At 58.4% G+C, this 24,312-nt stretch carries 18 protein-coding genes and 2 pseudogenes; 10 read left to right on the top strand and 10 right to left on the bottom strand.

Features of this window, described 5'->3' with window-relative positions; genetic code table 11:
* Positions 1 to 10: 10 nt before the first annotated feature.
* Positions 11 to 1,387 carry an L-serine ammonia-lyase gene (locus AO068_RS23445; RefSeq protein ID WP_058409603.1) on the bottom strand — a complete coding sequence of 459 codons (1,377 nt, stop codon included), beginning with the start codon at positions 1,385 to 1,387 and terminating at the stop codon, positions 11 to 13.
* A 129-nt stretch (positions 1,388 to 1,516) separates the two neighbouring features.
* Here AO068_RS23445 and AO068_RS23440 point away from each other — a divergent pair, with 129 nt between their 5' ends.
* Positions 1,517 to 2,428, top strand: a complete 912-nt coding sequence (locus AO068_RS23440; RefSeq protein ID WP_002554369.1) for a LysR substrate-binding domain-containing protein — start codon at positions 1,517 to 1,519, stop codon at positions 2,426 to 2,428.
* Positions 2,429 to 2,440: 12 nt separating this feature from the next.
* Here the strand turns inward: AO068_RS23440 and AO068_RS23435 are convergent, their stop codons facing one another.
* The 3 genes from AO068_RS23435 to AO068_RS23425 form a co-directional block, all read right to left on the bottom strand.
* Positions 2,441 to 3,769, bottom strand: a complete 1,329-nt coding sequence (locus AO068_RS23435) for a DUF3100 domain-containing protein (RefSeq protein WP_058399981.1) — start codon at positions 3,767 to 3,769, stop codon at positions 2,441 to 2,443.
* Positions 3,770 to 4,289: 520 nt separating this feature from the next.
* Entirely contained in the window at positions 4,290 to 5,681 is a 1,392-nt protein-coding gene (hglS, locus tag AO068_RS23430) for a 2-oxoadipate dioxygenase/decarboxylase HglS (RefSeq protein ID WP_058409602.1), read from the bottom strand.
* A 23-nt stretch (positions 5,682 to 5,704) separates the two neighbouring features.
* Positions 5,705 to 6,952 carry a 2-aminoadipate transaminase gene (locus AO068_RS23425; protein ID WP_058409601.1) on the bottom strand — a complete coding sequence of 416 codons (1,248 nt, stop codon included), beginning with the start codon at positions 6,950 to 6,952 and terminating at the stop codon, positions 5,705 to 5,707.
* A gap of 253 nt (positions 6,953 to 7,205) precedes the next feature.
* On the opposite strand from AO068_RS23425, the gene amaB reads away from it, so the two are divergent.
* Positions 7,206 to 8,696, top strand: a complete 1,491-nt coding sequence (amaB, locus tag AO068_RS23420) for an L-piperidine-6-carboxylate dehydrogenase (protein ID WP_058409600.1) — start codon at positions 7,206 to 7,208, stop codon at positions 8,694 to 8,696.
* A gap of 44 nt (positions 8,697 to 8,740) precedes the next feature.
* The gene (gene amaA / locus AO068_RS23415; RefSeq protein ID WP_058409599.1) at positions 8,741 to 10,027 is read left to right on the top strand and encodes an L-pipecolate oxidase; all 1,287 of its coding nucleotides are present in this window, start codon (positions 8,741 to 8,743) and stop codon (positions 10,025 to 10,027) included.
* A 12-nt stretch (positions 10,028 to 10,039) separates the two neighbouring features.
* Here amaA and AO068_RS23410 read toward each other — a convergent pair whose 3' ends face one another.
* Both AO068_RS23410 and AO068_RS23405 read right to left on the bottom strand, forming a co-directional pair.
* Positions 10,040 to 11,413 carry a sensor histidine kinase gene (locus AO068_RS23410; protein ID WP_058409598.1) on the bottom strand — a complete coding sequence of 458 codons (1,374 nt, stop codon included), beginning with the start codon at positions 11,411 to 11,413 and terminating at the stop codon, positions 10,040 to 10,042.
* Positions 11,410 to 12,072 (bottom strand): response regulator, encoded by a 663-nt coding sequence (locus AO068_RS23405; protein WP_058409597.1) that lies wholly within the window; start codon positions 12,070 to 12,072, stop codon positions 11,410 to 11,412. Before AO068_RS23405 ends, AO068_RS23410 begins: the two co-directional genes overlap by 4 nt.
* 168 nt (positions 12,073 to 12,240) lie before the next feature.
* Between AO068_RS23405 and AO068_RS23400 the strand changes: the two genes are divergently transcribed.
* The 7 genes from AO068_RS23400 (at position 12,241) to AO068_RS23370 (ending at position 20,246) form a co-directional block, all read left to right on the top strand.
* Positions 12,241 to 12,504: a PepSY domain-containing protein gene (locus AO068_RS23400; protein ID WP_002554361.1), complete on the top strand. Its 264-nt coding sequence runs from the start codon at positions 12,241 to 12,243 to the stop codon at positions 12,502 to 12,504.
* Complete coding sequence (locus AO068_RS23395; RefSeq protein WP_058409596.1) at positions 12,504 to 13,049, top strand: cytochrome b/b6 domain-containing protein; 546 nt, start codon at positions 12,504 to 12,506, stop codon at positions 13,047 to 13,049. Before AO068_RS23400 ends, AO068_RS23395 begins: the two co-directional genes overlap by 1 nt.
* A gap of 38 nt (positions 13,050 to 13,087) precedes the next feature.
* The gene (locus AO068_RS23390; protein WP_058409595.1) at positions 13,088 to 14,386 is read left to right on the top strand and encodes a sialidase family protein; all 1,299 of its coding nucleotides are present in this window, start codon (positions 13,088 to 13,090) and stop codon (positions 14,384 to 14,386) included.
* Entirely contained in the window at positions 14,383 to 15,003 is a 621-nt protein-coding gene (locus tag AO068_RS23385) for a hypothetical protein (RefSeq protein WP_002554358.1), read from the top strand. The genes AO068_RS23390 and AO068_RS23385 overlap by 4 nt, the downstream gene beginning before the upstream one ends.
* Before the next feature lie 10 nt (positions 15,004 to 15,013).
* Positions 15,014 to 17,047, top strand: coding sequence for an LTA synthase family protein (locus AO068_RS23380; RefSeq protein ID WP_058409594.1), 2,034 nt, complete (start codon positions 15,014 to 15,016; stop codon positions 17,045 to 17,047).
* Positions 17,048 to 17,397: 350 nt separating this feature from the next.
* A complete protein-coding gene (locus AO068_RS23375) occupies positions 17,398 to 18,012 on the top strand; it encodes a biliverdin-producing heme oxygenase (RefSeq protein ID WP_058409593.1) in 615 nt (204 codons plus the stop codon).
* Positions 18,009 to 20,246, top strand: coding sequence for an ATP-binding protein (locus AO068_RS23370; protein WP_058409592.1), 2,238 nt, complete (start codon positions 18,009 to 18,011; stop codon positions 20,244 to 20,246). The genes AO068_RS23375 and AO068_RS23370 overlap by 4 nt, the downstream gene beginning before the upstream one ends.
* Positions 20,247 to 20,292: 46 nt before the next feature.
* On the opposite strand, the gene AO068_RS23365 is transcribed toward AO068_RS23370, so the two are convergent.
* The 4 genes and pseudogenes from AO068_RS23365 to AO068_RS23350 form a co-directional block, all read right to left on the bottom strand.
* Positions 20,293 to 20,985, bottom strand: a complete 693-nt coding sequence (locus tag AO068_RS23365) for a hypothetical protein (RefSeq protein WP_058409591.1) — start codon at positions 20,983 to 20,985, stop codon at positions 20,293 to 20,295.
* Positions 20,982 to 21,491 (bottom strand): annotated as a pseudogene (locus tag AO068_RS23360) (hypothetical protein); the annotation flags it as partial. The pseudogene AO068_RS23360 and the gene AO068_RS23365, both read right to left, overlap by 4 nt.
* A 116-nt stretch (positions 21,492 to 21,607) precedes the next feature.
* Positions 21,608 to 22,351 carry a permease gene (locus AO068_RS23355; protein WP_080394990.1) on the bottom strand — a complete coding sequence of 248 codons (744 nt, stop codon included), beginning with the start codon at positions 22,349 to 22,351 and terminating at the stop codon, positions 21,608 to 21,610.
* A gap of 4 nt (positions 22,352 to 22,355) precedes the next feature.
* Positions 22,356 to 24,312 (bottom strand): annotated as a pseudogene (locus tag AO068_RS23350) (hypothetical protein); the annotation flags it as partial.

Below are 24,312 nucleotides of genomic sequence, written 5' to 3'. Positions count from 1 at the left end.
CTTGAGCCGATCAGCACTCGATCAGATTGACTGCCAGCCCGCCGCGTGAAGTTTCCTTGTATTTGTCGTGCATGTCCGCGCCGGTATCGCGCATGGTGCGGATGGCGTGGTCCAGCGAGATGAAGTGCTCGCCGTCGCCGCGCAGGGCCATTTGTGCCGCGTTGATTGCTTTCACGGCAGCAATCGCGTTGCGCTCGATGCAAGGGATCTGCACCAGCCCGCCGACCGGATCGCAGGTCAGTCCCAGGTTGTGTTCCAGACCAATCTCTGCGGCGTTTTCCACCTGTTCGGGCGTGGCACCGAGAATTTCCGCCAGACCAGCGGCGGCCATTGCGCAGGCCGATCCTACTTCGCCCTGACAACCCACTTCGGCACCGGAAATGGACGCGTTCTTCTTGCACAGAATGCCGACCGCAGCTGCGCTCAGGAAGAAACGCACCACGTCGTCATCATTGGCCGTGGGCTTGAACTTCATGAAGTAATGCAGCACCGCAGGCACGATACCCGCCGCGCCGTTGGTGGGTGCAGTCACCATGCGCCCGCCCGCGGCGTTTTCTTCGTTGACCGCCAAGGCGAACAGGTTGACCCATTCCATGGCGCTCAGGGTCGAGCCAATCACGTTCGGGTTATCGAGATTCTGCAGGCTCTGATGCAGGCGGTAGGCGCGACGGCGTACGTTCAATCCGCCGGGCAGGATGCCGGTTTCAAGCAGGCCCTTGTCGACGCAGGCGCGCATCGCGGCCCAGATGACCATGATTTTCTCGCGGATTTCTTCCTCGCTGCGCCAGACTTTTTCGTTGGCCATCATCAGTTCGGAAATGCTCATGCCGTGGGTCTTGCACAGCTTCAGCAGCTGCGCGCCACTGAAAAAATCGTAGGGCAGAACAGTAGTGTCGTTGTCCAGCACGCCGCTGGCTGCCTGTTCGGCATCGATCACAAAGCCGCCACCCACCGAATAGTAGGTTTGCTCGTAAACTTCACCAGTCTTGCCGTAGGCGCACAGGGTCATGCCATTGGGGTGATAGGGCAGGTTTTCATTGAGCAGGCACATGTCCCGCTCCCAGACGAAGGTGATGGCCTGCTCACCCGCCAGCATCAACTGGTTATCGGCACGCAGCGCGTCGATGCGCTGGTTGACCTGGCCAGGGTCGATCTGGTCCGGCCATTCGCCCATCAAGCCCATGACGGTCGCTCGGTCGCTGCCATGACCGATGCCGGTGGCCGACAGAGAACCGTACAATCGCACCTCGATACGTTCTACGCTATGCAACCGGTCCTGGTTGCGCAGCTCGGTCACGAACAGAGCCCCGGCGCGCATTGGCCCGACGGTATGGGAACTGGACGGCCCGATGCCGATTTTGAACATGTCGAAGACGCTGATAGCCATCACGAAGGTCCTTCAGGTGAGATGATGCACGGGAATTTGGTATTCCCCTTTTTCTGTTACTCATCTTTGGCTTCGGCTGTCGAAACGACAAACGATTGTTGCTATGCAACGCTTTAGCGGAACTCTTCAATGAGCAGAATCTTCAACGCACAGATGCACGCCTGGTTACAGGTGTTCGCCTGCGCGGCCCGTCACCTGTCCTTCACCCGCTGCGCGGAAGAATTGCACGTCACCCCCGGCGCGATCAGTCAGCAGATGCGCCAGCTCGAGGAGCGCCTGGGCTTTGCGCTGTTTCACCGGGTCGGGCGCGGGCTTGAGCTGACTGCGGAAGGTCAGCGTCTGGCGGTGGTCGCCAACGAAGTGCAGAGCCGTATCAGCGAAGAACTGCGCCTGCTGTATTCCGGGCGTATCGGCGGGGTGTTCAAGCTGCGCTGCATTCCATCATTCCTGAGCAAATGGCTGATGCCGCGCCTGCCACGTTTGCAGGAAGCGTTTCCGGACATCCAGTTGCGGATCATCGCCGAAGACAGCAGCGGGTCGTTACGCGATGACGATTTCGATCTGGCCATCGACCTGAACGACGGCAGCTATCCGGGGCTGTCGACCACGCCGTTGCTGGAAGAAGAGCTGTTTGCGGTCTGTTCGCCAAGCCTGTTGGTGGGCAAGCCGCCACTCGATACGCCCAGCCAGCTGGTGCACTTCCCGTTGCTGCACGACATCACCGCCTGGCGCGGCAGCTACGAATACGCTGAGTGGGAGTTTTATCTGACCGCCATCGGCGCTGATGGTATCGACGTGCGCCGTGGTCACACCTTCAACCGCAACCACCTGACCATCGACGCCGCGCGCATGGGCATGGGCGTGGCCATTGCCCGCAAGGCGCTGATTACCGACGAACTGGAACAAGGCTTGCTGATCGTGCCGTTCGGGCATCCGATCAAGGCCAGGAAGAAATACGTCCTGGCCTATCGTGAGGGCGCGCTTTCTACTCCGGCACGCCGCGCCGTGCATGACTGGCTGGTGAACGAAGCAGTGATCTAGTCCGCTTCAGAATCAATGAAACATCTCGGCAATCAGCACGGCGCCGATGAAGGTGCCGAAGTTGGCCAGGAACGATACCAGCACAATTCGCCAGCCCAGACGGCGGAAGGCTGGCAGGTCCTTGGCAATCGACAGGCCGGCAAAGGTCAGCATCGGGGTAATGACCGCCAGCATGTTGATCGAACTGGTCATCCGGGCAATCTCGGCTGCCCAGGGGCAGGCCGGTGAAGTCAGGAACATCGCCACCAGCGACACCATGCACACCGCCGGGATCTTGCGACGGATCAGGTTGCACAGCGCTTCGCCGACGAAGGCACAGAAAATCATGATGCCCATGCCGGTGAATGCATCGGCCGACAGCGTCTTGTAGCCGACATAATTGGCAATCAGCGCCAGTGCACCGGCGGCCAGCCACGCACTGATCTTGCCCGCCCAGCCCAGTTCCGGAACCTCCAGCGACACATCGCCGTGGCGCAGGCCTTCATCAGTCATGGACGCCTTGGTGGTGCGGCCGATCAGCGGCTCCAGCACCCGATAGCCCCACACTGCCAGTGGCAGGGAGATAAACAGGGTGAAATAAGTACCGATGGTGGTGGTGATCAGGTTTGATGCCGCCGCCAGCGTCATGACCTCCTTGGCGACTTCCGGCGTCTGCTGCGCGGCAATCGCTCCGGCTGCAGCAGCCATCATGCTGCCCGAGCCGATGCCCGAGCCCATCGCCAGCGAATTGGGATGGAAGATCCCCAGGCTGGCGATAAAGCCTGCAACGATGGCAATGAACAGCGCACCGAACAGGGTGCCGGTCAGGTACTCGGCCAGTACGCCGCGGCCTTCCGGGGAGTCCATGCCATAGCGCTCGCCGATGATTGCCAGGCTGGGCTCGCGGCCAACCGAGAACGTCGCGCCGATTGCCTCACGCTTGATGCCCAGCAGCAGCGCGACCGGCAGGCCGAGTACCACGGTGCCGACAAAGTGACCAAACTCCTGAAACACCAGCGCCCATCCCGAGGCGAACACCACCGGCAGCGAGCCGCCGACCACAAGACCGAGTTTGGCAATGAAAATCAGCAGGGCGGGTTGCAGGATCGAGGCCGAGCGCAGCTGGATGCCGTGATCGATACCGATGCTGCCTGGCAGGCGGCGACTGGCGATCCCGACCATCGCACCCAACAGCAGCGCCCACACCATCGGTAGCAGCACCACCTTGCCGGGGCCCAGCGGGATACTGATGGCACCGATCATCTCGGCAATGATCAGGATAACGGCGGCCCAGAGATACAGCTTCACCGTCGATGAAACGGCCTGATTGTCGCCCGACACTGCAGCGTGTGAGTTTTGCATGATGATCCCCTTGCCTGCTGAATGGCCTTTTTCAGGCCTTATCAATCGTTATTCTGTTTTTCAGGTCGGCGCGATGAGGCGCCAGGGCAGCGTTGGAAAGTCCATGAAGTCATGGAGGCCGTTATCCGGCCGAGTATTTTTATGAAGTCTGAACGTGATCCAGACCCAGGCTGCTTCGAGCCTTTGCAAGGGGATTACAGGGTGCGTTATTTGAAGGGATGAGCCTTTGAACACGGCACTTTGCTGTCCACACGCAATCGCAGTATGCATAGCGCGAGGTTGCACACCAATATTGCGAATTTTATTTATCGTTGCGTTAAACAGAACACAGAAAGGGCTGCATGGCCCTTGAAAGTGACTATCGTGCGACGATCCGCGTCGCATGCCGTTCCGGACGCTCTGCGTCCTCTTTTTGCGACGCAGAGCGTCGAGAACTGCATTCCCACGCAGAGCGTGAGGAACGATCATCTTAACTATCGTGCTGGCGCTCTGCGCAGGCATGCAGCTCTGGTTGCTCCCACTAGTAAGCGGGACTGCTCAGCTCAAGCGCCTTGGCGCATTCCTCCAGCGAGCGCCGCTGGGTGTCCGCATACAACTCCAGTTCGTTGAGCGTATTGCGCCCCAACGCCCGCTCAAAATCCTGCTGGTTCGAATTCGTCGCGTAATGCGCCTGCGCGTTGTCACCCAGGTTGGACTGGAAGATGCCCGCCGCACTGACTGGCAGAAAGTCTTCATACACCAGCGGCTCGAAGCGCACGTGACCTGCTTCCACAAGCTGCTCCAGGCTGCCGGATGCGCGCTCGGCAGCACCTGATTCAGTCGGGAAATAGCGAAAGTAAGCCAGCCCCTGTCTACGCATTTCATCATGACTGTCCGGAAAAGCCTGAAATGCCTTTTCCAGCAATTCTGCATAGCGCACGGCGTTGGCTTCGTTGGGAAACTCACCCAGTTCGTCGCGAGCTTCGTTCAACAGCCGGTCATACAGCGCGCGACCTTTGGGTGTCAGGGCTGCGCCGCGCTGTTCGATCTCGCCGAAACGTGCCGAATGACTGCCCGACTGACTACCCCCCTGGCCAATGAACGTGATGGGTTCTTCAAGGGCTTTGAAGCTGGTCTGGCGCAACAGAATCGGACACTGGCGACGCGGTGGTCCTTCAACCACGGCCTTGGGCGTGATGCCTTTGCCGGGCATGCCGCTTTGCACTGCATCGATGTCCAGTGTGCGCGGGGTGAGGTGGTTGATGTGCGGGCCACGAAACGCCACCACATCAGCGATCAGGCGATGCTGGACGTTGAGCTTCTGGTACTCGTCAAGCGAAACCGTCGCCGTGCTATGCCAGCGAAAGGTTTCCAGCGCCTGCTGAATGAACTCTGCAGCGTCGGGCTCGCTCAACCCTCCGTCTGTCTCATGCTTGTCGATCAACGCCAAGGCACCGGGCGTGAAGATTCTGCGCTTGGCCAGCACCTGACTGGCAAACTCGCGCAGGCTGTCACTCTCGATCAGTTCCAGGCGCAGCAGTGAGGTAAATACGCGAAACGGACTGACCTGCAACGCCTGTTCATGCACGGCACGAAAAGCTGTGGAGTGAACCGGCACACCGGCTTCGGTCAGGTCGTAATAACCGACCGGCTGCATGCCCATCACCGCAAACAGGCGGGCGAGGGTGGCCAGTTCCTCAGCCGTACCGACGCGAATCGCGCCGTGGCGTTCCATGTCCAGCCGCTGGATCTCGCCGGTCTGGCGCAGGCTGCTCAGCACCTGGCTGTCGCGGCTCATGACCTGTGCGTTGACCTCGCTGACCAGCGCCATCAGCGTGCCGTACAGCGGCACTTCGTGCTGGTACATCTGCGACATGGCGCGAGAAAAGCCCGCGCGGATCTGGTCCGGGTCGGCAAAGCGTGCAGTGCTCATCAGGATGGTTTCTCCGTACGTGTTCAAGCCAGCGCTGCCAGGCAACGCTCGAAAATATCCAGCCCTTCGTGCAGAACATCGGGCTCGATGGTCAGCGGGATCAGCAGGCGAATAATGTGCCGCGCCTTGCCGCTGGGCATCAACAACAGGCCAGCGTCCCTCGCTGAGGCCAACAGGTCGGCAAGCTGCCGGGTCCCGGGCTGGCCATCCGCTGTGATCAGTTCGACACCGCGCATGCAGCCCACGCCGGTCAACCTGCCCAGGTACGGCGACAGCTTGCCTGCCTGCCAGGCGTTGTAGCGCGAAACAATGGCGTTTTCCTGCTGTTCGCCCCAGGTGGATAAATTGGCATCAGTCATCTGCGCCAGCGAGGCCAGGCCCGCAGCGCAACCGATCGGGTTGCCGGAATAGGTGCCGCCCAGCCCGCCCTTGGGCAGGTTGTCGAGCAAATGCTTGCGACCGACCACAGCGCCCAGCGGAATGCCGCCCGCGATGCTTTTGCCCAGCAGGATGAGGTCCGGCTCGATGCCCAGCCGGCTGAACGCAAAGCGCTGCCCGGTACGGCCGAAACCGGACTGAATTTCGTCGGCGATCAATACGATGCCATGTTCATCGCAGAACGCTCGCAGCGCCTGAGCAAAATCCGCCTCCATGGCCAGAAAACCGCCTTCACCCTGCACCGGTTCGAAGATGATGCAGGCCACGTCGTTGACATCGATCTCTACGCTGAACAGTCGGTCCAGTGCCTTTAGCGTCTGCTCTGTGGTCACGCCGTTGTCCTTGCTGGGAAACGGAATGTGAAAGACCGGGCCGGGCAGCACGCCGACTTTCTGTTTATAGGGCGCCACCTTGCCATTGAGGTTCAGGGTTGCCAGTGTTCGGCCGTGAAAGCCGCCATCGAAGGCAATCACAGCCGTGCGGCCCGTCGCGCCACGTACGATCTTCAAGGCATTTTCCGCCGCTTCCGCACCACTGTTGGTGAGCATGCCGCTCAGCGGGTAACTCACCGGTACGAACTCCGTCAGTTGCCGCATGAAGCGGATATACGGATCGTGAGGCGTAGCGTTGAAGCAGTAGTGGGTCAGCTTTGCCGCCTGATCCTGAATGGCCGTGACCACCTGTGGGTTGCAATGCCCCAGATTGAGCACGCCGATACCGCCGACAAAGTCGATGTAGCGCTTGCCGGTGGTGTCCCAGACTTCGGCATTGCGGCCGTGGGATAACGTCATGCTGTGGACAAACGAAATGGATTCGCTGATGTGTTCGCTCATCGGCCTGGCCCTGACTCCGGGGGATCATGATGGCCGTATCCAAACAAACATCGGGCGACGCTCGCAAACGAAATAAAATCACTGGGTCATTCCAATAATTCCCGATGTAGCGGCTTTCGTTGCTGTTAATGGCAGGCAGTTCATTCCTAAAAGGAATCATGTTTTTCAAAAACGTCGTTTGTGGGCCAGCCCCGAGTGGATCAATACTGGGTTCATCAGTGATTTCCACCGTTTCCATGACAGGAGAATCAACATGGTTGCCGAGTTATTAGCACGTCTGGGCGTGGCGAACAGTGCCCACACACAAGGGGACTATCCGGTTTACACCCCGATTGATGGCAGCCAGATTGCCTCGGTCACACTTGAAGGCAAGGCGCAGGTCGTGGCGCGCATCGACAGCGCCCACAGCGCGTTTCTGAAGTGGCGCACAGTACCGGCCCCGCGCCGTGGCGAGCTGGTGCGGATCTTTGGTGAAGTGCTGCGCGAGCACAAGGCTGACCTGGGCGAACTGGTGTCGGTCGAAGCAGGCAAGATCACTCAGGAAGGCCTGGGTGAAGTCCAGGAAATGATCGACATCTGCGACTTCGCCGTCGGCCTGTCGCGCCAGCTGTATGGCCTGACCATCGCTTCCGAACGTCCCGGCCACCACATGCGCGAAACCTGGCACCCGCTGGGCGTGGTCGGGGTGATCAGCGCTTTCAACTTCCCGGTTGCAGTCTGGGCCTGGAACACCACGCTGGCGCTGGTCTGCGGCAACCCGGTGATCTGGAAGCCTTCGGAAAAGACTCCGCTGACCGCCTTGGCCTGCCAGGCGCTGTTCGACAAGGCGCTGAAGATTTTCGGCGATGCACCCGCAGCGCTTGCCCAGTTGGTGATCGGTGATCGTGACGCTGGTGAAGCGTTGGTCGATGACCCGCGCGTACCACTGATCAGCGCCACCGGCAGCACCCGCATGGGCCGCGAAGTCGGTCCGCGTGTTGCTGCCCGTTTCGGGCGCAGCATTCTGGAGCTGGGCGGCAACAACGCGATGATTCTGGCCCCCAGCGCTGATTTGGACCTGGCCGTGCGCGGCATTCTGTTCAGCGCCGTGGGCACTGCCGGTCAGCGCTGCACCACGCTGCGTCGTCTGATTGTGCATCGCTCGATCAAGGACGAAGTGGTTTCCCGGGTCAAAGCGGCCTACGCCAAGGTGCGTGTCGGTGATCCTCGTGAAGGCAATCTGATCGGTCCGCTGATTGACCAGCAAGCATTTTCCGCCATGCAGAATGCGCTGACCAAGGCGCGCGACGAGGGCGGTCAGGTGTTCGGTGGCGAGCGTCAGTTGCAGGACCGATACCCGAACGGCTATTACGTTACACCGGCCATCGCCGAAATGCCTGGGCAGAGCGAAGTGGTGCGTCACGAAACCTTCGCGCCGATTCTCTATGTGCTGGCCTATGACGACTTCGAAGAAGCCTTGCGCCTCAACAACGAAGTGCCTCAGGGGCTGTCGTCGTGCATTTTCACCACTGACCTGCGCGAAGCCGAGGCTTTCCAGAGCGCGGCGGGCAGCGACTGCGGCATCGCCAACGTCAACATTGGCACAAGCGGTGCAGAAATTGGCGGTGCATTCGGCGGTGAAAAGGAAACCGGTGGTGGTCGTGAATCCGGCTCCGATTCGTGGCGCGCTTACATGCGCCGGCAGACCAATACCGTCAACTATTCCCGCGAGTTGCCATTGGCCCAGGGCATCGTTTTCGACTGATCTGTACCAGGCTATTACTTGAAGGGCATTGCTGGAGTTTTTCGATGGTGCAGTTTGCTGAAGGCTGTCTGTGGGAACAATTGACTCCGCAACGTCCGGTCAGTCCGGCCTTGATTGGGGAACGAAGCGCCGACGTGTGCATCATCGGCGCAGGTTTCACCGGTTTGTCGGCGGCGTTGCGGTTGCTGGAAGGCGGTAAATCGGTGTGCTTGGTCGAAGCTCATCAGGTTGGTCATGGCGGCTCTGGGCGCAACGTCGGTCTGGTGAATGCAGGCACTTGGGTGGCACCCGATGAACTGGACAAGGTATTGGGCAGTGTCGAGGCCAGCCGCCTCAATAGCGCATTGGGCGCGGCTCCGGCGCTGGTGTTTTCGACTATCGACAAGTACCGCATCGAGTGTCAGGACACCCGCACCGGCAACCTGCACATGGCCCACAATGCAAAGGGGCTGGCGGATCTGCGCAGCCGTGCCGAGCAGTGGCAGCGGCGCGGTGCCAGGGTCGAACTGCTGACCGGAAAACCCTGTGAAGACGCCTGTGGCACCGACAAGGTCAGCGGGGCGTTGCTCGATCACCGTGCTGGTACCGTGAACCCGATGGCGTATGTGTCAGGCATGGCGCTCAATGTTGTGGCGCTGGGCGGTCAGTTGTTTGGCGAGTCTCCCGTCAACGGGCTGCAACGCACTGCGGATGGCTGGAAAGTCTCCACCGCCGCGGGCAGTGTGCGCGCCGAGAAGGTCATCATTGCTTCCAACGCCTACACCGAAGGTGAGTGGACCGACGTTAAGGATCATATCTTCGCAGGCTACTACTATCAGGTCGCTTCACAGCCGCTCAGCGGCAGCGAGCAGGCGGGTATTCTGCGTGGCGGGCAGGGTTCCTGGGACACGCGTACGGTGCTCAGCAGTATTCGTCGCGATGCCCACGGGCGACTGGTGCTGGGCAGCCTTGGCAACGCTGGCAATTATCCGCTGTGGTTCATTCGTCAGTGGGCTGATCGCATCCAGCAGCACTACTTTCCCCAGTTGGGGCGGGTTGAGTGGCAGAGCACCTGGACTGGCCGCATCGGTTTCACGCCCGACCATTTGCTGCGTCTGTTCGAGCCTGCGCCCGGCTTGCTGGCCGCGACCGGTTTCAATGGCCGCGGCGTGACCACCGGAACGCTGGTGGGCAAATGCTTTGCTGATTACCTGCTGAGCAACGACGCAACTGCGCTGCCGGTGAGCTTTTCCAGCAGCAAAAAGGTCTCGGCCAATGGCCTGCGCACACTGGCGTACGACGCCGGTTTCACGCTGTATCACGCTGGCCAGTGCTTACGCGTGGTGCTCTGAACCGACACGCTTTCAAGCCATTCTGCTCTTGATTCGCAGCTCCGCACACAGCCCGCCCTGCGCTGAATTGCGCAGGTGCAGGCTGCTTTCCAGTTTGCGCACGATCATGTCGACGATCGCCAGCCCCAGCCCAGCGCCATTGCTGTGGCCCTGACTGTAGAAGCGTTCAAAAAGGCGTGCTTTCTGTTTCTCGTCGATACCCGGCCCTGCGTCTTCGACTGACAAGTACGCGCTGCCGTCTTCCTGGCGGTTGAGCATCACGCGAATCTCGCTGGCCGGCGGGGCGAAGTTGAGCGCGTTGGTCAGCAGGTTCTGTAGTGCGATGGTGATGGCCGATGGGTCGCTGTGGATCACGCAGTCATCGCCCGCCTCGAACACCAGATCGACACGCTTCTCCAGTGCCAGCGGGGTCAGCTCGGCCATTTCCTCGCGCACCAGAGTGTTCAGTTCAAAGGTTTGTAACTGGCTGACTTCAAGGCGCGGCTCAAGCCGGGCCATCGTCAGCAACTGGCTGGCGAGACGGGCGGCGCGGTCGACGCCGTGCACGAGAAAATCCAGTGCCTCAAGACGCTGTTCCGGGGTTTCGGCCTGGCGTGCGTTCTGTGCGTGGATACGCAGAATGGTCAGCGGTGTACGCAGTTCGTGGGCGGCGTCGGCGATAAACCGCCGCTCGCGCTCCAGCACGCTTTCGATCTGGGTCAGCAGACGGTTGAGCGCGTGTTGCATGGGTTCCAGCTCTTTGGGCAGCGGTGTCAGATCAAGCGGCTCAAGGCTTTCGGCATCGCGTTCGCGGATGACCCTGGCCATCGACTGCAACGGGCGCAGGCCCCAGCCGATCGCCAGCCAGATCGCGACCACCAGCAGCGGCACGCCGATCAGCGTCGGCCACAAGGTATGGCTGACAATGCGCTGAATCAGGTCCTGGCGTACATCATCGCGCTCACCGACCCAGATCAGGAAACCCTGCTGCGGGTCGGCCAGGAGAAAGCCGCACCACTCATGCCCGTTCTCGACCAGATCATGCGAGCCTTCTTCAGCGGGAGGCGCACTGAGCAGCGGCGCTTCGGCCGAACGCACCAAAAGCTCGCCCGACGTGCGCCAGACCTGAAACGTCAGCCGGGTTTCGTACGGATGGGCAACGCCACTGGTGCCGACCCGGCTCATGGCCTGATCGAACGCCTGGTACAGCTTGTCCAGGTCCTGTTCACCCGCGGCGCGCTGGCGCAGCACACCTTGCAACAGGCGCGCGCTCTGGGCCAGTTGCGCATCGTAGACTTCTTCTATTTCGTGATGGCTGTCGCGCAGCGCGAGCAGGCTGATCGCCAGGTCGCCGAGCAGCAACAGCACCAGCACCGGGACCAGAATGCGCGCGCGTACCGAGGTCATGCCTTGAGCTCCAGCAGGTAGCCGACGCCGCGCACGGTGCGGATCAGTTCGGTGGACAGTTTCTTGCGCAGGTTGTGAATCAGCACTTCCAGGGTGTTGCTTTCGACCTTGTCCTGCCAGCCATACAGGGTATTGGACAAGCGCTCGCGAGTGACCACCTTGCCGGGGCGGATCATCAATTGGTGCAGCAGTTGATATTCCATTGGCGTCATCGGCACTTCGCTGCCCTGAAAGCTGACCTGCTGCGACGTCGGGTCAAGGCTGATGCCGGCGTGTTCCAGCAACGGCTGCGCACGTCCCTGGCTGCGTCTGAGCAAGGCCCGGACCCGGGCTTTGAGTTCGTCGACGTCGAACGGTTTGATCAGGTAGTCGTCGGCACCGGCGTCCAGACCGGCAATGCGGTCGGCGGTGCCGTCGCGCGCGGTCAGGATCAGCACCGGCAGGGCGAGTTCTTCGGCGCGCAACTGACGCAGCAGGTCGAAACCGTCCATGCGCGGCAGGCCGAGGTCGAGCAGCAACAGGTCGAAGGGTTCGCTGCGCAGGGCGTGCAGCGCGCTCAGCCCGTCTTCCAGCCAGTCCAGCGTGTAGCCCTCGGTATTCAGGGCCACACGGATGCCTTGGCCAATCGCACGATCATCCTCGACAAGAAGCAGACGCATAGGGTTGTGACCAATGAATAGGGTGGGAAGGGCGCCATCATGCCGTCAGCAGGCAGCGTCGCGAAGTGCCGTGTGTCCGGGAAGATGTTACGAGCTGTTGCGTATTAAGCTTTTCCTAAGACTGGTTTCGCACAGTAGGGGCTCCTTAACTGCCTGTGAGTATCTGTCATGCGTAAAGTCCTGCTGGTTTCCCTGTTGCTGGCCAGCCCGCTGGCCCTTGCCGGTCCGCAATGCACCACCGCTGAAAAGTCCCAATGGCAGGATCAGGCCAAATTCCAGGAGCAGCTCAAGGCTCAGGGTTACGAGATCAGCAAGTTCAAAGTGACTGACGGCAACTGCTACGAGATTTACGGCTTCGACAAGGACAAGCGCAAGGTCGAGATCTATCACGATCCGGTCACCGGTAAAGCGGTCAAGACCGAGATCAAGTAATGAACCCGGTTTCCCTGCGCCTGTGGGACCCGCTGGTCAGACTGTTTCATATCTCGATCGCGGGTGTTTTCGTTGCCAATTACTTCTTCAATGAGGCGGGTGACGACTGGCACGTCTGGCTGGGCTATTACGCGGTTGCCTGGGTGGCGGTGCGAGTGGTGTGGGGATTCATCGGACCAACCAGCGCGCGCTGGAGCGATTTCTGGCCGAGCCCGGCGCGCCTGCGTGCGCATGTCCGGTCGCTGATCAACCGGCAGCCGGTACACAGGCTCGGTCATTCTCCGCTGGGTGCGCTGGTCATGGTACTCATGATGGCGCTGATCTTCGGCATGGGCCTGACCGGTTTCCTGATGGAGGAAGTCGATGCTTTGTGGGGTGCCGACTGGCCTTTGCAGGCTCATGAAATTCTCGCCAATACATTGTGTGCCCTGGTAGTGCTGCACATGGCCGCGGCCATCTTCGAAAGCTTTCAAGTGCGTGACAACCTGCCCTTGTCGATGCTGACAGGCAAGCGACGTCCGTTACCTGAAGATCGCCATCGCTGAAACCACCTCCTTGCCCTTCATCACAGTGATGCCTCCTGATGCGTGTTATTTCCCGAAACCTGACTGCATGGAGCGCAGGCCTGATTGTTGTAGTGATTTTTCTCAGTGCATGGCTAAGCCATCCACCGCACCGGATATCTGTCTTTGCCGTGAGCGCAGCGCCGGTCGACGCTGAAAGTGTTGCGCCCACGGCATCCTACATTTCGCGTTTCGCATCTTCTGATCTGGACGATTTCGTGCATTCGTCAGCCGTGACGGCATTGCCTGGCGGCGACCTCATGTCGGTATGGTTCGCCGGTTCTCGCGAAGGGGCGGGAGACGTTGAAATACGTACCTCGCGGTTCGATGCGTCCAATGGTGAGTGGGGCGGCGAGCAGGTGCTGGCGACCCGCGCGTCCACTCAGTCAGGTACCGGCAAGTACATCCGCAAACTGGGTAACCCGGTGATCGCGCTGGCTCCGGACAAGCGCCTGTGGCTGTTCTACGTGTCAGTCTCGGTCGGCGGCTGGGCGGGCAGTACCGTCAATGCAATGGTGTCCAGCGATATGGGTGCCAGTTGGTCGCCGCCGTGGCAGTTGGTGACATCGCCGTTTTTGAACATCAGCACGCTGGTACGTGGCGCGCCGGTGTTTCATGCCGACGGCTCGATCGGCCTGCCGGTCTATCACGAGTTTCTCGGTAAGTTTGCCGAATACCTGTACCTGAGCGCAGATGGCGAAGTCATCGACAAGTTTCGCATCAGCCGCGGTAAAAATTCCCTGCAGCCCACTGTCGTACCGTTGGACGGCCAACGCGCCGTAGCCTTGCTGCGTTATGCCGGCGAGACGTTTCACCGGGTACTGGCCAGCCGCACCGAAGACGGAGGTCAGACCTGGAGCGAGCCGCAACCGCTGACCCCCAATAATCCCAACTCGTCGTTGGCCGCCGTCGGCGTACCCGGCAAGGGCTTGCTGGTAGCGTTGAATGATCTGCGCGAAGGTCGCTTCAAGCTCAGCCTGTACAGCACCGACGAGCAGATGAAGGTCTGGCGGCCGCTGCCGGATCTGGACAAGTCACCCGATCCGCTGGGTACACCATTCGCCCTGGAAGCCTATAAAGCTGCAATCGGCGAAGGCTTTCGCGCTTCCAGCGGCGCACGTCGCCAGCCGATGGAAGCCGAGTTTCTGAGCAATCTGGACCAGCGTGTATGTTCCGCGCAGGGGTGTGATTTTGAATACGAATACCCGTACTTCATCCGCAGCCCGGACGGCCTTTATCACCTGGTCTACTCCTGGAATAACACCTTCATCAAACATGTCAGCTTCAACGAGGCCTGGCTGGCGGAGCAACTTTTATGATCGCTTTGGGATTGGCTCATCTGGCGTTTGCCTGGACCCTGTTTGTACTGTTGGCTCCGCTGACCGCATCGTTATGGTGGCGCTGTGGCCTGCTGGCAGCCACCTCGCTGTTGAGCGTTATTTCATTCGACGGTTTGTCGATGGCGTCGTACGCTCGCAGCCTGACCGACGATCTGGCAATCAGCAGTCTGGTGGTGCTGGGCTGGCTGACCTTGCAGCGATTGGGTGTGCTCAGACCGATGGCAGTTTCCCGGCGATGGGTGATGCTGCTGGTGTTCGCTGTGCTGGCGCTGACGTTGTATCCGGCCACGCTGGGTCTGACTTACTTCGACCCCTACCGCTGGGGTTACAATCCGCGACCGATGATCATTATTGTCGCCGTTATCGCGTTGGGGCTGGTCTTGATGCGTAATGCGCTGGCTGTAGTGATGCTGGCTGCTGCGACGCTGGCATTCACATTTCGTATCAAACCGTCGGAAAATTATTGGGATTACCTGATTGACCCGCTTCTCGCCCTGTACTGCTGCGGGGCTTTGCTGAGCCTGGGCATCCGTTTTGTTTATCGCCGGGCAACGGAGTCGCGCCGTTCGGCCACTCTGTCTGCTGGCAATGTCTAGAGGAATGACGATGAGTTGGTTGCAATCGCGACGCCTGCACTATTGGCTGGGCGCGGTCATGTTGGTATTCCTGCTGTCGGCGTTACTGAGGGGGGTGTTTTTCTTCGGATTTTCTGGCGTCGAGCCGGGCGCCCTGTTTACCCATGGCGAGGTTGCGCAGACGCTGGGTATCGGCGTGCGTTTCGACCTGCGTCTGGCGCTGCTGATACTGCTGCCGGTCGCAGTGCTGCTCTGGTTGCCGCGCTGGAACATGGTCAGCCAGCCGGTCTTGCGCTGGCTGGCGCGAGGCTATCTGATTGTTGCGCTGGCTGTTCTGACGATGATTCATATCGTCGACTTTGGTCATTACGCCTATCTCGGGGTCAGGCTCAACGCCAGCGTGATGCGCTATCTGGAGGATGCGCAGATTTCCCGGGACATGCTCTGGCAGACCTATCCGGTGCTGTGGATCACTGCCGGCTGGTTGCTGACCGTTGCAGCGCTCGGCTGGGCGCTGCTCAGGCTTGAACGTGTCACCCTGGACCGCGAGGCCCGTCCGCTCAATCGCTGGTCCGTGGTCTGGGGGGCGGCACTGGTGGTCTGTGCGACCTTTCTCGGCTTGCTGGGCCGGGTCGAGAATCTCAATCTGGAAAATCCCGTACCGTTGCGCTGGAGCGATGCCTTCTTCTCCGGCAACAGCCAGGTCGCGGCACTGGGGCTCAACCCGGCGCTGTTTCTGTACGACACGCTCAAGGTCTCCCAGTCGCACTTCGATGAAGCTCAGGTGCGTGAGCACTATGAGTCGGTCGCACGCTATCTGGGTGTCCAGCAGCCAGATGCACAGGCCTTGAATTTCAAACGTCACCAGCCTGTGCAGCCTTACCGGGTGCGCAGCGAGCGGCCGCCGAATGTCATGTTCGTCATGCTTGAGTCACTGGGCACCAGTGCCGTCGGTGCCTACGGCAACCCGCTGAACCCGACGCCGAATCTGGATCATCTGGCGAGCCAAAGCTGGTTCTTTAAGCACTTCTATGTGCCGGTGACCGGCACTGCGAAAACGGTCTGGGCGAGCATCACCGGGGTGCCCGATGTCACCCGCCAGGAAACGGCCACGCGTCATCCTCTGCTGACCCGTCAAAACACCATCATCAATGACTTCAAGGGCTACGAGAAGCTGTACATGATTGGTGGCAATTCCGGTTGGGCCAACATGAATGCATTGATTCGCCGCAGTATCGATGACGTCCGCCTGTACGACGAGCGCGATTGGAAGTCGCCGCAGGTGGATGTGTGGGGGATTTCCGACCTGGATCTGTTCAAGGAGAGCGACCGGATCCTGCGCGCGTTGCCAGCTGACAAGCCGTTCTTTGCCTACGTGCAGACCGCTGGCAATCATCGGCCCTTCACAATCCCCAAAGACAACGACGGTTTTCAGGTCAGCGACAAGACACTGGAGCAGGTCCAGGCCGCCGGTTCGCGCAGTGTGGAGCAGTACAACGCGGTGCGTCTGCTGGACTTCAATATCGGCCGGTTGATGGAACTGGCCAAGTCGGGCGGTTATTACGAAAACACCATTTTTGTGCTGTTTGGCGATCACAACACACGCATCAGCCAGATCCCGCACATGGCTCCGGCGTTCGAGCAACTGGGCCTGGAGAGCAATAACGTTCCGCTGTTGATTCATGCACCTGGCCTGCTGGGCACCCGGGTAGTCGATGACGCGGTCGGCCTTGCGGATCTACTGCCGACAGTGGCGGGAATGGCCGGTATGCCTTTCACCAGCGGCACGATGGGCCGTGACATTCAGCAGCCCGCTCCCGAAGGCGAACGTGTGGTGCCATTGGTACTGCGTGAAGGCACGTTCCCGCTGATCGGCGGTGTCACCCGCAACTACCTGCTGCAGATGGAGCACGATGGCAGCTCGCCAACGCTTCACGATCTGTCTTCCCCCACGCCGCTGGATAACGTCGCCAAGCAGAACCCGCAAGAGTTCGAGCGGCTGCGTGACCTCACTCGCGGCCTGCATGAAACCTCGCGAATGATGCTGTATCAGAACGTGCGCTGATCACCCGAACCGCGCCAGGCGCAGGATATTGCGCAAGTCTATGGTGAAGGTCGTATGCTTGCGTAATGATGGCATCGGTGGTTGATGATGTTAAAGTGCTTGCCAATGAGAACCATGCACGTATGAAACACGTGCATGGCGCGGTTTTCGACTATCGTCACCAGTCAAGAGCAGTTTCTTCGGGCGGTGCAAACAGCCGCCCGAGACGCTGGCTGTTTTTCTGGTGGGTTGTGGTATTTCATCGCTAATACCGGAAAAAACTGTCGGTTTTTGCTTCGAATCTGTATTTTGGCGGCCTGTTTTCGCTCGGATGCGTTTTCTGTCTATTGCACACTCAAGAGCCTTCCTGGATGCCGGCAAGTTTTTCATGTGTTACCCCGCCGAAATTGCTTGATGCACTGCGTGCTGAAACGAGGCAGTTGCACGTCAAGCTTGAAAAACGCATGCCGTTTTTTTCATCTGCGCTGGATCATGCTCTTTACCTCCGCCTGCTTCAGGCCTACTACGGTTTTTATGCACCGCTTGAAGCTATATTGCACGACAGCGCATTGATGCCCGCGGAGCTTACCCCGCAAGATCGGGTCAAGACCGCTGTGCTGGTCGAGGATCTGCGAGCTCTGGGTCTGTCTGATGACGACATCAGGCAACTGCCTCGCTGCGAGCAGTTGCCGGCGGTGGATTCGCCCGGTTCATGCCTGGGAGTCATGTACGTCCTTGAAGGTGCAACGTTGGGCGGGCAGGTGTTACGGCGCGAAATAAACAGGCGACTGGGTCTGGATGAGCAGAGTGGAGCGGCCTTTCTCGATGTTTACGGTAGCAACACCGGGCCTCGCTGGAAGGCGTTTCTGAACCATCTCGATGCAGTGCCGCGAGAAGTTGTTTTTACTGACGCCGCAGCGTTTGCGGCGCATTCCACATTTGCATGCTTCGAGCAATGGCTCGATGGTCAAGAGGTACTGCTATGAGCCAACTCGACAAGGACGCTTTTGAAGTCCTCCTGGCCAATTGTGCGGATGAGCCTATTCAGTTTCCCGGAGCCATTCAGCCTCACGGGCTGTTGTTCACTCTGGAAGAGCCAAACCTGACGATCCTGCAAGTCAGTGCAAACGTGCAGAGCGTGCTGGGCCATGCACCCGAGCAGGTTCTCGGTAAAGGCCTTGAGCATGTTCTGGGTGCCGGTTGGGCCGAGGTGATCAGAAGCGCCAGCGCTCATGATTCGTTCGTTGATGCGCAACGCTTGCTGATGACGGTCAATGGCATCGAGTTCGAAGCCTTGATGCACCGCAATCAGGGGATACTGGTTCTGGAACTCGAGATTCAGGACAAGGAAGCGCAAGCGGTCAGTTATACCGAGCGCACGGGCAACTTGGGGCGTATGTTGCGTCAGTTGCACGCTGCGAGTGATCTGCAAACGCTGTATGAAGTCAGTGTTCGCGAGATCCAGCGTATGACCGGTTACGACCGGGTACTGATCTATCGTTTCGAAGAAGAAGGCCATGGTCAGGTGATCGCTGAAGCGTCTGCACCCAGCATGGAACTGTTCAACGGTCTTTTCTTTCCGGCCTCGGACATTCCCGAGCAGGCGCGCGAACTGTACCGCCGCAACTGGCTGCGCATTATTCCTGATGCCGATTACACCCCGGTGCCATTGGTGCCTCAATTGCGCCCCGACACTCAGCAGCAACTCGACCTGAGTTTTTCGACGCTGCGCAGTGTTTCGCCGATCCACTGCCAGTACATGAAAAACATGGGCGTGCTTTCGTCCATGAGCGTTTCGCTGATTCAGGGCGGCAAGTTGTGGGGGCTGATCAGTTGCGGGCACCGTACCCCGTTGTACGTGTCCCACGAACTGCGCAGTGCCTGCCAGGCGATCGGTCAGGTGTTGTCGCTGCAGATCAGCGCGATGGAAGCGCTGGAAATAAGCCGTCAGCGCGAGGCGAAAGTCAGAACACTTGAGCAACTGCATCAAGCCATGGCCGATTCCGAAGAAAACGTCTTTGACGGTCTGGCACAGCAGCCGCAATTGTTGATGGATCTGGTCGGTGCGACCGGTGTCGCGATCATCGAAGACCGGCAGACGCATTGTTACGGTATCTGCCCGGAGGTTTCGGATATACGTGCACTGCACACATGGATGATTGCAGGCGGCGAGCCGGTGTATGCCAGTCATCATCTCTCCAGCGTGTACGCGCCCGCCGAGGCTTACCAGCCAGTCGCCAGTGGCATATTGGCCATGAGCCTGCCCAAGCCTGTGGATAACGGCGTTATCTGGTTTCGTTCCGAGGTCAAGGAAAGCGTCCAGTGGAGCGGTGATCCGAACAAACCGCTGAACATGGAAAGCTCGGAAGGCGGTATGCGCCTTCGGCCGCGCACATCGTTTGAAATCTGGAAGGTCGAAATGACCGGGATTGCGCCAAAGTGGAGCCATGGCGACGTGTTCGCGGCTAACGACCTGCGCCGCTCCGCTCTGGAAAATGACCTCGCCCGCCAGGTGCGCAGGGAGCAGCAGGCCGTTCGCGCCCGCGACGAGCTGGTAGCGGTTGTGTCCCATGACTTGCGCAACCCGATGACGGTCATTTCCATGCTCTGCGGAATGATGCAGAAGTCGTTCAGCTCCGATGGTCCGCACACCTCGCGGCGTATTTCCACGGCAATCGACACCATGCAGCAAGCAGCCAGCCGCATGAATGTGTTGCTCGAAGACCTGCTCGACACGTCGAAAATCGAAGCAGGCCGCTACACCATCACGCCGCAGCCACTGGAAGTCAGCCAGATTTTCGAAGAGGCCTACACCTTGCTGGCCCCGCTGGCGATGGACAAATCCATCGAGATTTCCTTCAATGCCGAGCCAGACCTCAAGGTCCAGGCCGACCCGGAGCGCCTGTTCCAGGTGCTGTCCAACCTGATCGGCAATGCCATCAAGTTCACCCCGAAACTGGGCAAGATCGGCGTTGCGGCGATGTCCAACGGTACTGAAATCGTGTTCACCGTGCGTGATTCCGGCGAGGGCATCCCACCCGAGCAACTGCCGCACATCTTCGAACGCTACTGGACCGTCAAGGAAGGCAATCCGACCGGCACCGGGCTGGGCTTGTACATCTCCCAAGGCATCATCAAGGCCCACGGCGGAGAACTGGGAGCGCAAAGCCAGGTCGGCGAGGGCAGCGAGTTCCGCTTTACTGTGCCGATTGCGCATTGATTGCTTTCTCAGGCTTGAGGCGCAAATGACTCAAGCCTGAGTTGCATCAACCCTGATGCCAGTCAGTGGCTTTTTCGATGTATTGAGCGTTCGCTGGAAGTGCCTTGCGCAGGAACGCGAGATACTTGTCCATAAGCACCTTGCTGGGAAAACGCGCGGCGAATCCGCTGGTTATATCCTCGCAATGGATAATGACCATCAGACGTTTGTGATCAACCGTGACAAATTCGTGCAAATGCCACGGGGCGGTTTGTCGATGGTGGACGGGGTTTTCCCAGTTCAGCAGTTTGATGGCTGCGACAAAAGCCATTGCCACCGGACCGACCAGAAACAGCAATGATCCGGTGATTAGGGCGACCAGGACGAAAGCCAGGATGACGAAAATAGCGATGCCTTTGAAAAGTGCGGAGGCGAAGTCGGGATAGTGGAGGTAGTACTCGACTGTGGCGCCATCGGTTTTCAGGCTGTAGTTGTAGATGGTTTTTTGGCGGATGAGCAGGCCTACGAAATAGGCAAGATGGCCTCCAAGTGCAAGTATTACGCACACGAGAGAGGATGGGCTGTCTGAAAAAATTACCCAGCCTAACCAAATAAAAAGTGAGCTTGCCATCACATGGAAGGCGGCAAACCCAAGCTGCGTGATCATGATCTCTTTAGGTGACCTCGCAAGTGTTTTGATTTTCCAGTTCAGGATGTCCTTACCTTTCGGCAGAGCCAGGGCTTTTTCTTGCTGAGTCATACGGGTGTACCCTCTGCGACTTCCAGGGTCAGGGCGCCAATTCTGTTTGATGCTTTTACCTCTAGTTCTACAGAAGCCAGGCCGTCAACAGCGGTATCGCCTCGTATACCAAGCTCCATCTGAAACAGATAGCTTCTATCGTCTCCGCCAGGATTTAAAAGATTGGCCGGGTACCAGAGCTGCAGCTCAAGGTACGTTGCGTCCTTGTCGAGCGGTACCCAGGTTTCCCAGATGAGGTCTTCGTTTTCAGGTGGCATGCGGGGGTAGGTGAAGTCTTCACTCGCTTTGCCAGCTTGCTTGTTGGTAAGCGTCCCGAACTGTTCGGCCTTCCTGAATTGCCCGCGGTCCAGAAAAGCTTCATGCAGAGGGTCGTCCATTTTTTCTACAGGTAGCACTCCCCATGGTCGCTTGCTGCTGACTATGTTGAAGTGCACGGACTGCCCGGGTAATAGACTTGGCAAGCGCACTTGTACTCCTGCGCCATTTTGTAGCGCTACGCTGTAGTAATATCGGGTGCGATTAAGCAACCACTGGTTTATGCAACCGAGCAGCCAGATATGGTGAATACCAGAGATCTCGTGGTTCGGCCTTAATGGAGTGCTTATTGAGGTCGGCAACGGGGCTACCATTTCCAGGCTTTTTCCGTGAACTCAGTTGTTGGGGGGAGCACGGTGTGGAGAAACGCGAGGTATTTGTTGAACAGCACCTCATGCTGGAATCGGGCCTCAAAGCCCAGTGTGACATCCGTGCGGTGTGTGACGATCATCAGCCGTTTACGGTCGACGGTCACAAAGTTGTACTCATCCCAGGGCAGGCTTTGTTCATGGTGAATGGGGTTTTCCCAGCTGAGTAGCTTGAGGGCTGCGATACAGGCGATGGCCACAGGGCCGATTAGAAAGAGTATTGAACCGGTGAATATGGCTACGAACAGAAATAGCAGGATAACGGCTATGGCGATGCCTTTGAAAAGGGATGAGGCGAAGTCGGGGTAGTGGAGGTAGTATTCCAGGTGGGCAGAGTTGGTTTTTATTGTGTAGTTGTAAATGGTTTTTTGACGAACTATTAAACCAATAAAGTAAGCATAAATCGCAGCGATGACTAGCGTGAACACAACCGCCCAGTGCGGCTCCTGAGTAAATAACTCCCACCATACCCAAGAGTTAAAAAAAAGCATCAATACGTGCCCCAAACCCAAAAAAAATTGTGCATACATAATCTCTTTTGGAGAGGACGCGATGGTTTTGACTGACCAGTTCATGATGTCGTTGCCTGTCAATAATGCTGAGGGTGATACCGCTTTTTCCAAGCTGCACCGGGCTTTGTCAACGACGGAGGCTGAATGCGAAGATTTTTGTTGTGTATTCATGTCCTTAATCCGCAATTTCAAGCGTCAGACGAGCGGCTCGGCTATTTGATTTCACCTCAAGTTCGGTTGCAGTCAGGCCATCGAAAGATGTACTGCCCTTAGTGCCGAGCTCCAGCTGAAACAAATAGCCCGTATCGTCCTGGCTGGAAGTTATCAAATGCTGTGGATACCATATTTGCAGTTCTAGATAGCTGGCATCCTGATCGAGCGCCATCCAGGTTTCCCAGACGACGTCCTCGTTTTCAGGTGGCATCAAAGGGTAGGTAAAATCTTCACTCGCTTTGCCAGCAGGCTTGTTGGTAAGCGTCCCAAACTGCTCGACCTTCCTGAATTGTCCCCTTTCCAGAAAGTCTTCATGTACTGGACGACCGATTTTTTCTACCGGCAGCACGCCCCACGGTCGTTTGCTGCTAATGACGTTGAAATGCACAGACTGCTCGCGCAAATTGCTTGGCAAGCGAATCTGTACGCTGACCCCATTCTGTACTGCAACACTTATATAATCACCTTTGCCAAGATATCGATTTTCGTAATGTACGGTGCTTTTTACATAGATTTGCGGGCTCAGCTGTATTTCCAGAAAGTTACGCATTTCATTGTTTCTATCTTCGACTGTCTCTGCATGGCGGTGCTCGGAAGTCCATGACCAACAGCTCTTGCGTAACCACCAGCCGACGCTATCTTGTTTGAAGTAATTTAATGCTATTGTTGCGAAAAGGTAGATTGCACCTGCTGTGAGTAGTGCCAAGCTGAACCATGGACTCATGACTAAGAAAGTCAGCCTGCTTGCAGGCGATATGCCTGCGAGTAATTGAGCCAATGAGCCCAGCCCCATCGCCGCAGTAGCGAGCCCCTTCATTACGGTTGCATTTTTTTCTGTTGGGTTTTTTGACTTACGCCAGTCATCGTGGTTGTCGATTATTTCCAATGTAACCGCCGCGATCCCAAACCCACCCATCGCCACCATCGAAACTCTGAACCCTCGTATTGCATCACCCCAGGTTACATTTCCCTTGGCTTTCCAATACGCACTGGACCTGTCCAGAACCCCTACATTCTTGCCATCGATCAGTACCGGTGTCGCATCCCTTATTACGCTCCACGGCGCTTCAACAAACACCGCCATCAACAGATTGAAGCTGTAACCCAGTCCATACGTGACCTTGCCAATATCCTTGGCACTGAAGTCTCCATCACGAGTAACGTCCCGGTAAGTGAGTGCGGTATTGATGAAATTGAGCATGATCACACCCCAAGTGATCGAGCCCGCAGTGCCGCCGAGTCGGTCGGTCCAGCGTTTGGCTTGGGCGAGCCAGTCCTTGGCCAGGGTTTTGCCGGACTGGAAGTACTGGCGAATCTCGTCCTGCAGTAATTTGGCGTATTCGTTGTTCTGGAAGTCGAGCAGAGCGGGAATGCTCAGTTCGTGGACGCGCAGTTTCTGTTTATGGGCGTGCAGGTTGCGAGCGGTACTTTGGCGTGTGTTGTAGGCATTCGGATATAGCCACCGGCGACGGGTATCGCTGATCTGTTTGTTGAGGACCTGCCACTCGCGTATCCACTGTTTGAGCTTGGTGAATACCTGTTGATCGACTGCAATACGCGCCTTCGAATCAAGCAAAATCTGCCCGATCAACAGGGTGCGAAGCAATGCGACGATGTTCTGCTGTTTGCCCAGAGCCATGCGGCTGTCGATGGGTACCCATGCCAGCAGGATACTCTCAAGCGTCGTTTTACCTGCGCCGCTGGCCAGTTCGCCGAGGGCTTTGAAGGTGCCTTGAACAGGTTGCTTCAGCGCCTTCATCCACGGCTTGTCAGCAAAGCCTTGGTGATTGAGGGCACCATTGAGTTCGCCAATGCGTGTGGCGAGGTTGGTGACGTCGCCGAGGCCGTTCAACAGCGCGTCGGCCTCCTGGTGCAGTGCTTGTTTGAGGGCGGGTGAGAAGCCGTAGCGCAAGGTACCA

Origin of the sequence: Pseudomonas sp. ICMP 3272, assembly GCF_001466905.1 — a bacterium.
Classification (GTDB): Bacteria; Pseudomonadota; Gammaproteobacteria; order Pseudomonadales; family Pseudomonadaceae; genus Aquipseudomonas; species Aquipseudomonas amygdali.
The sequence above is the reverse complement of the archived record's forward strand: the minus strand, read 5'-3'. Positions and strand labels throughout refer to the sequence as shown.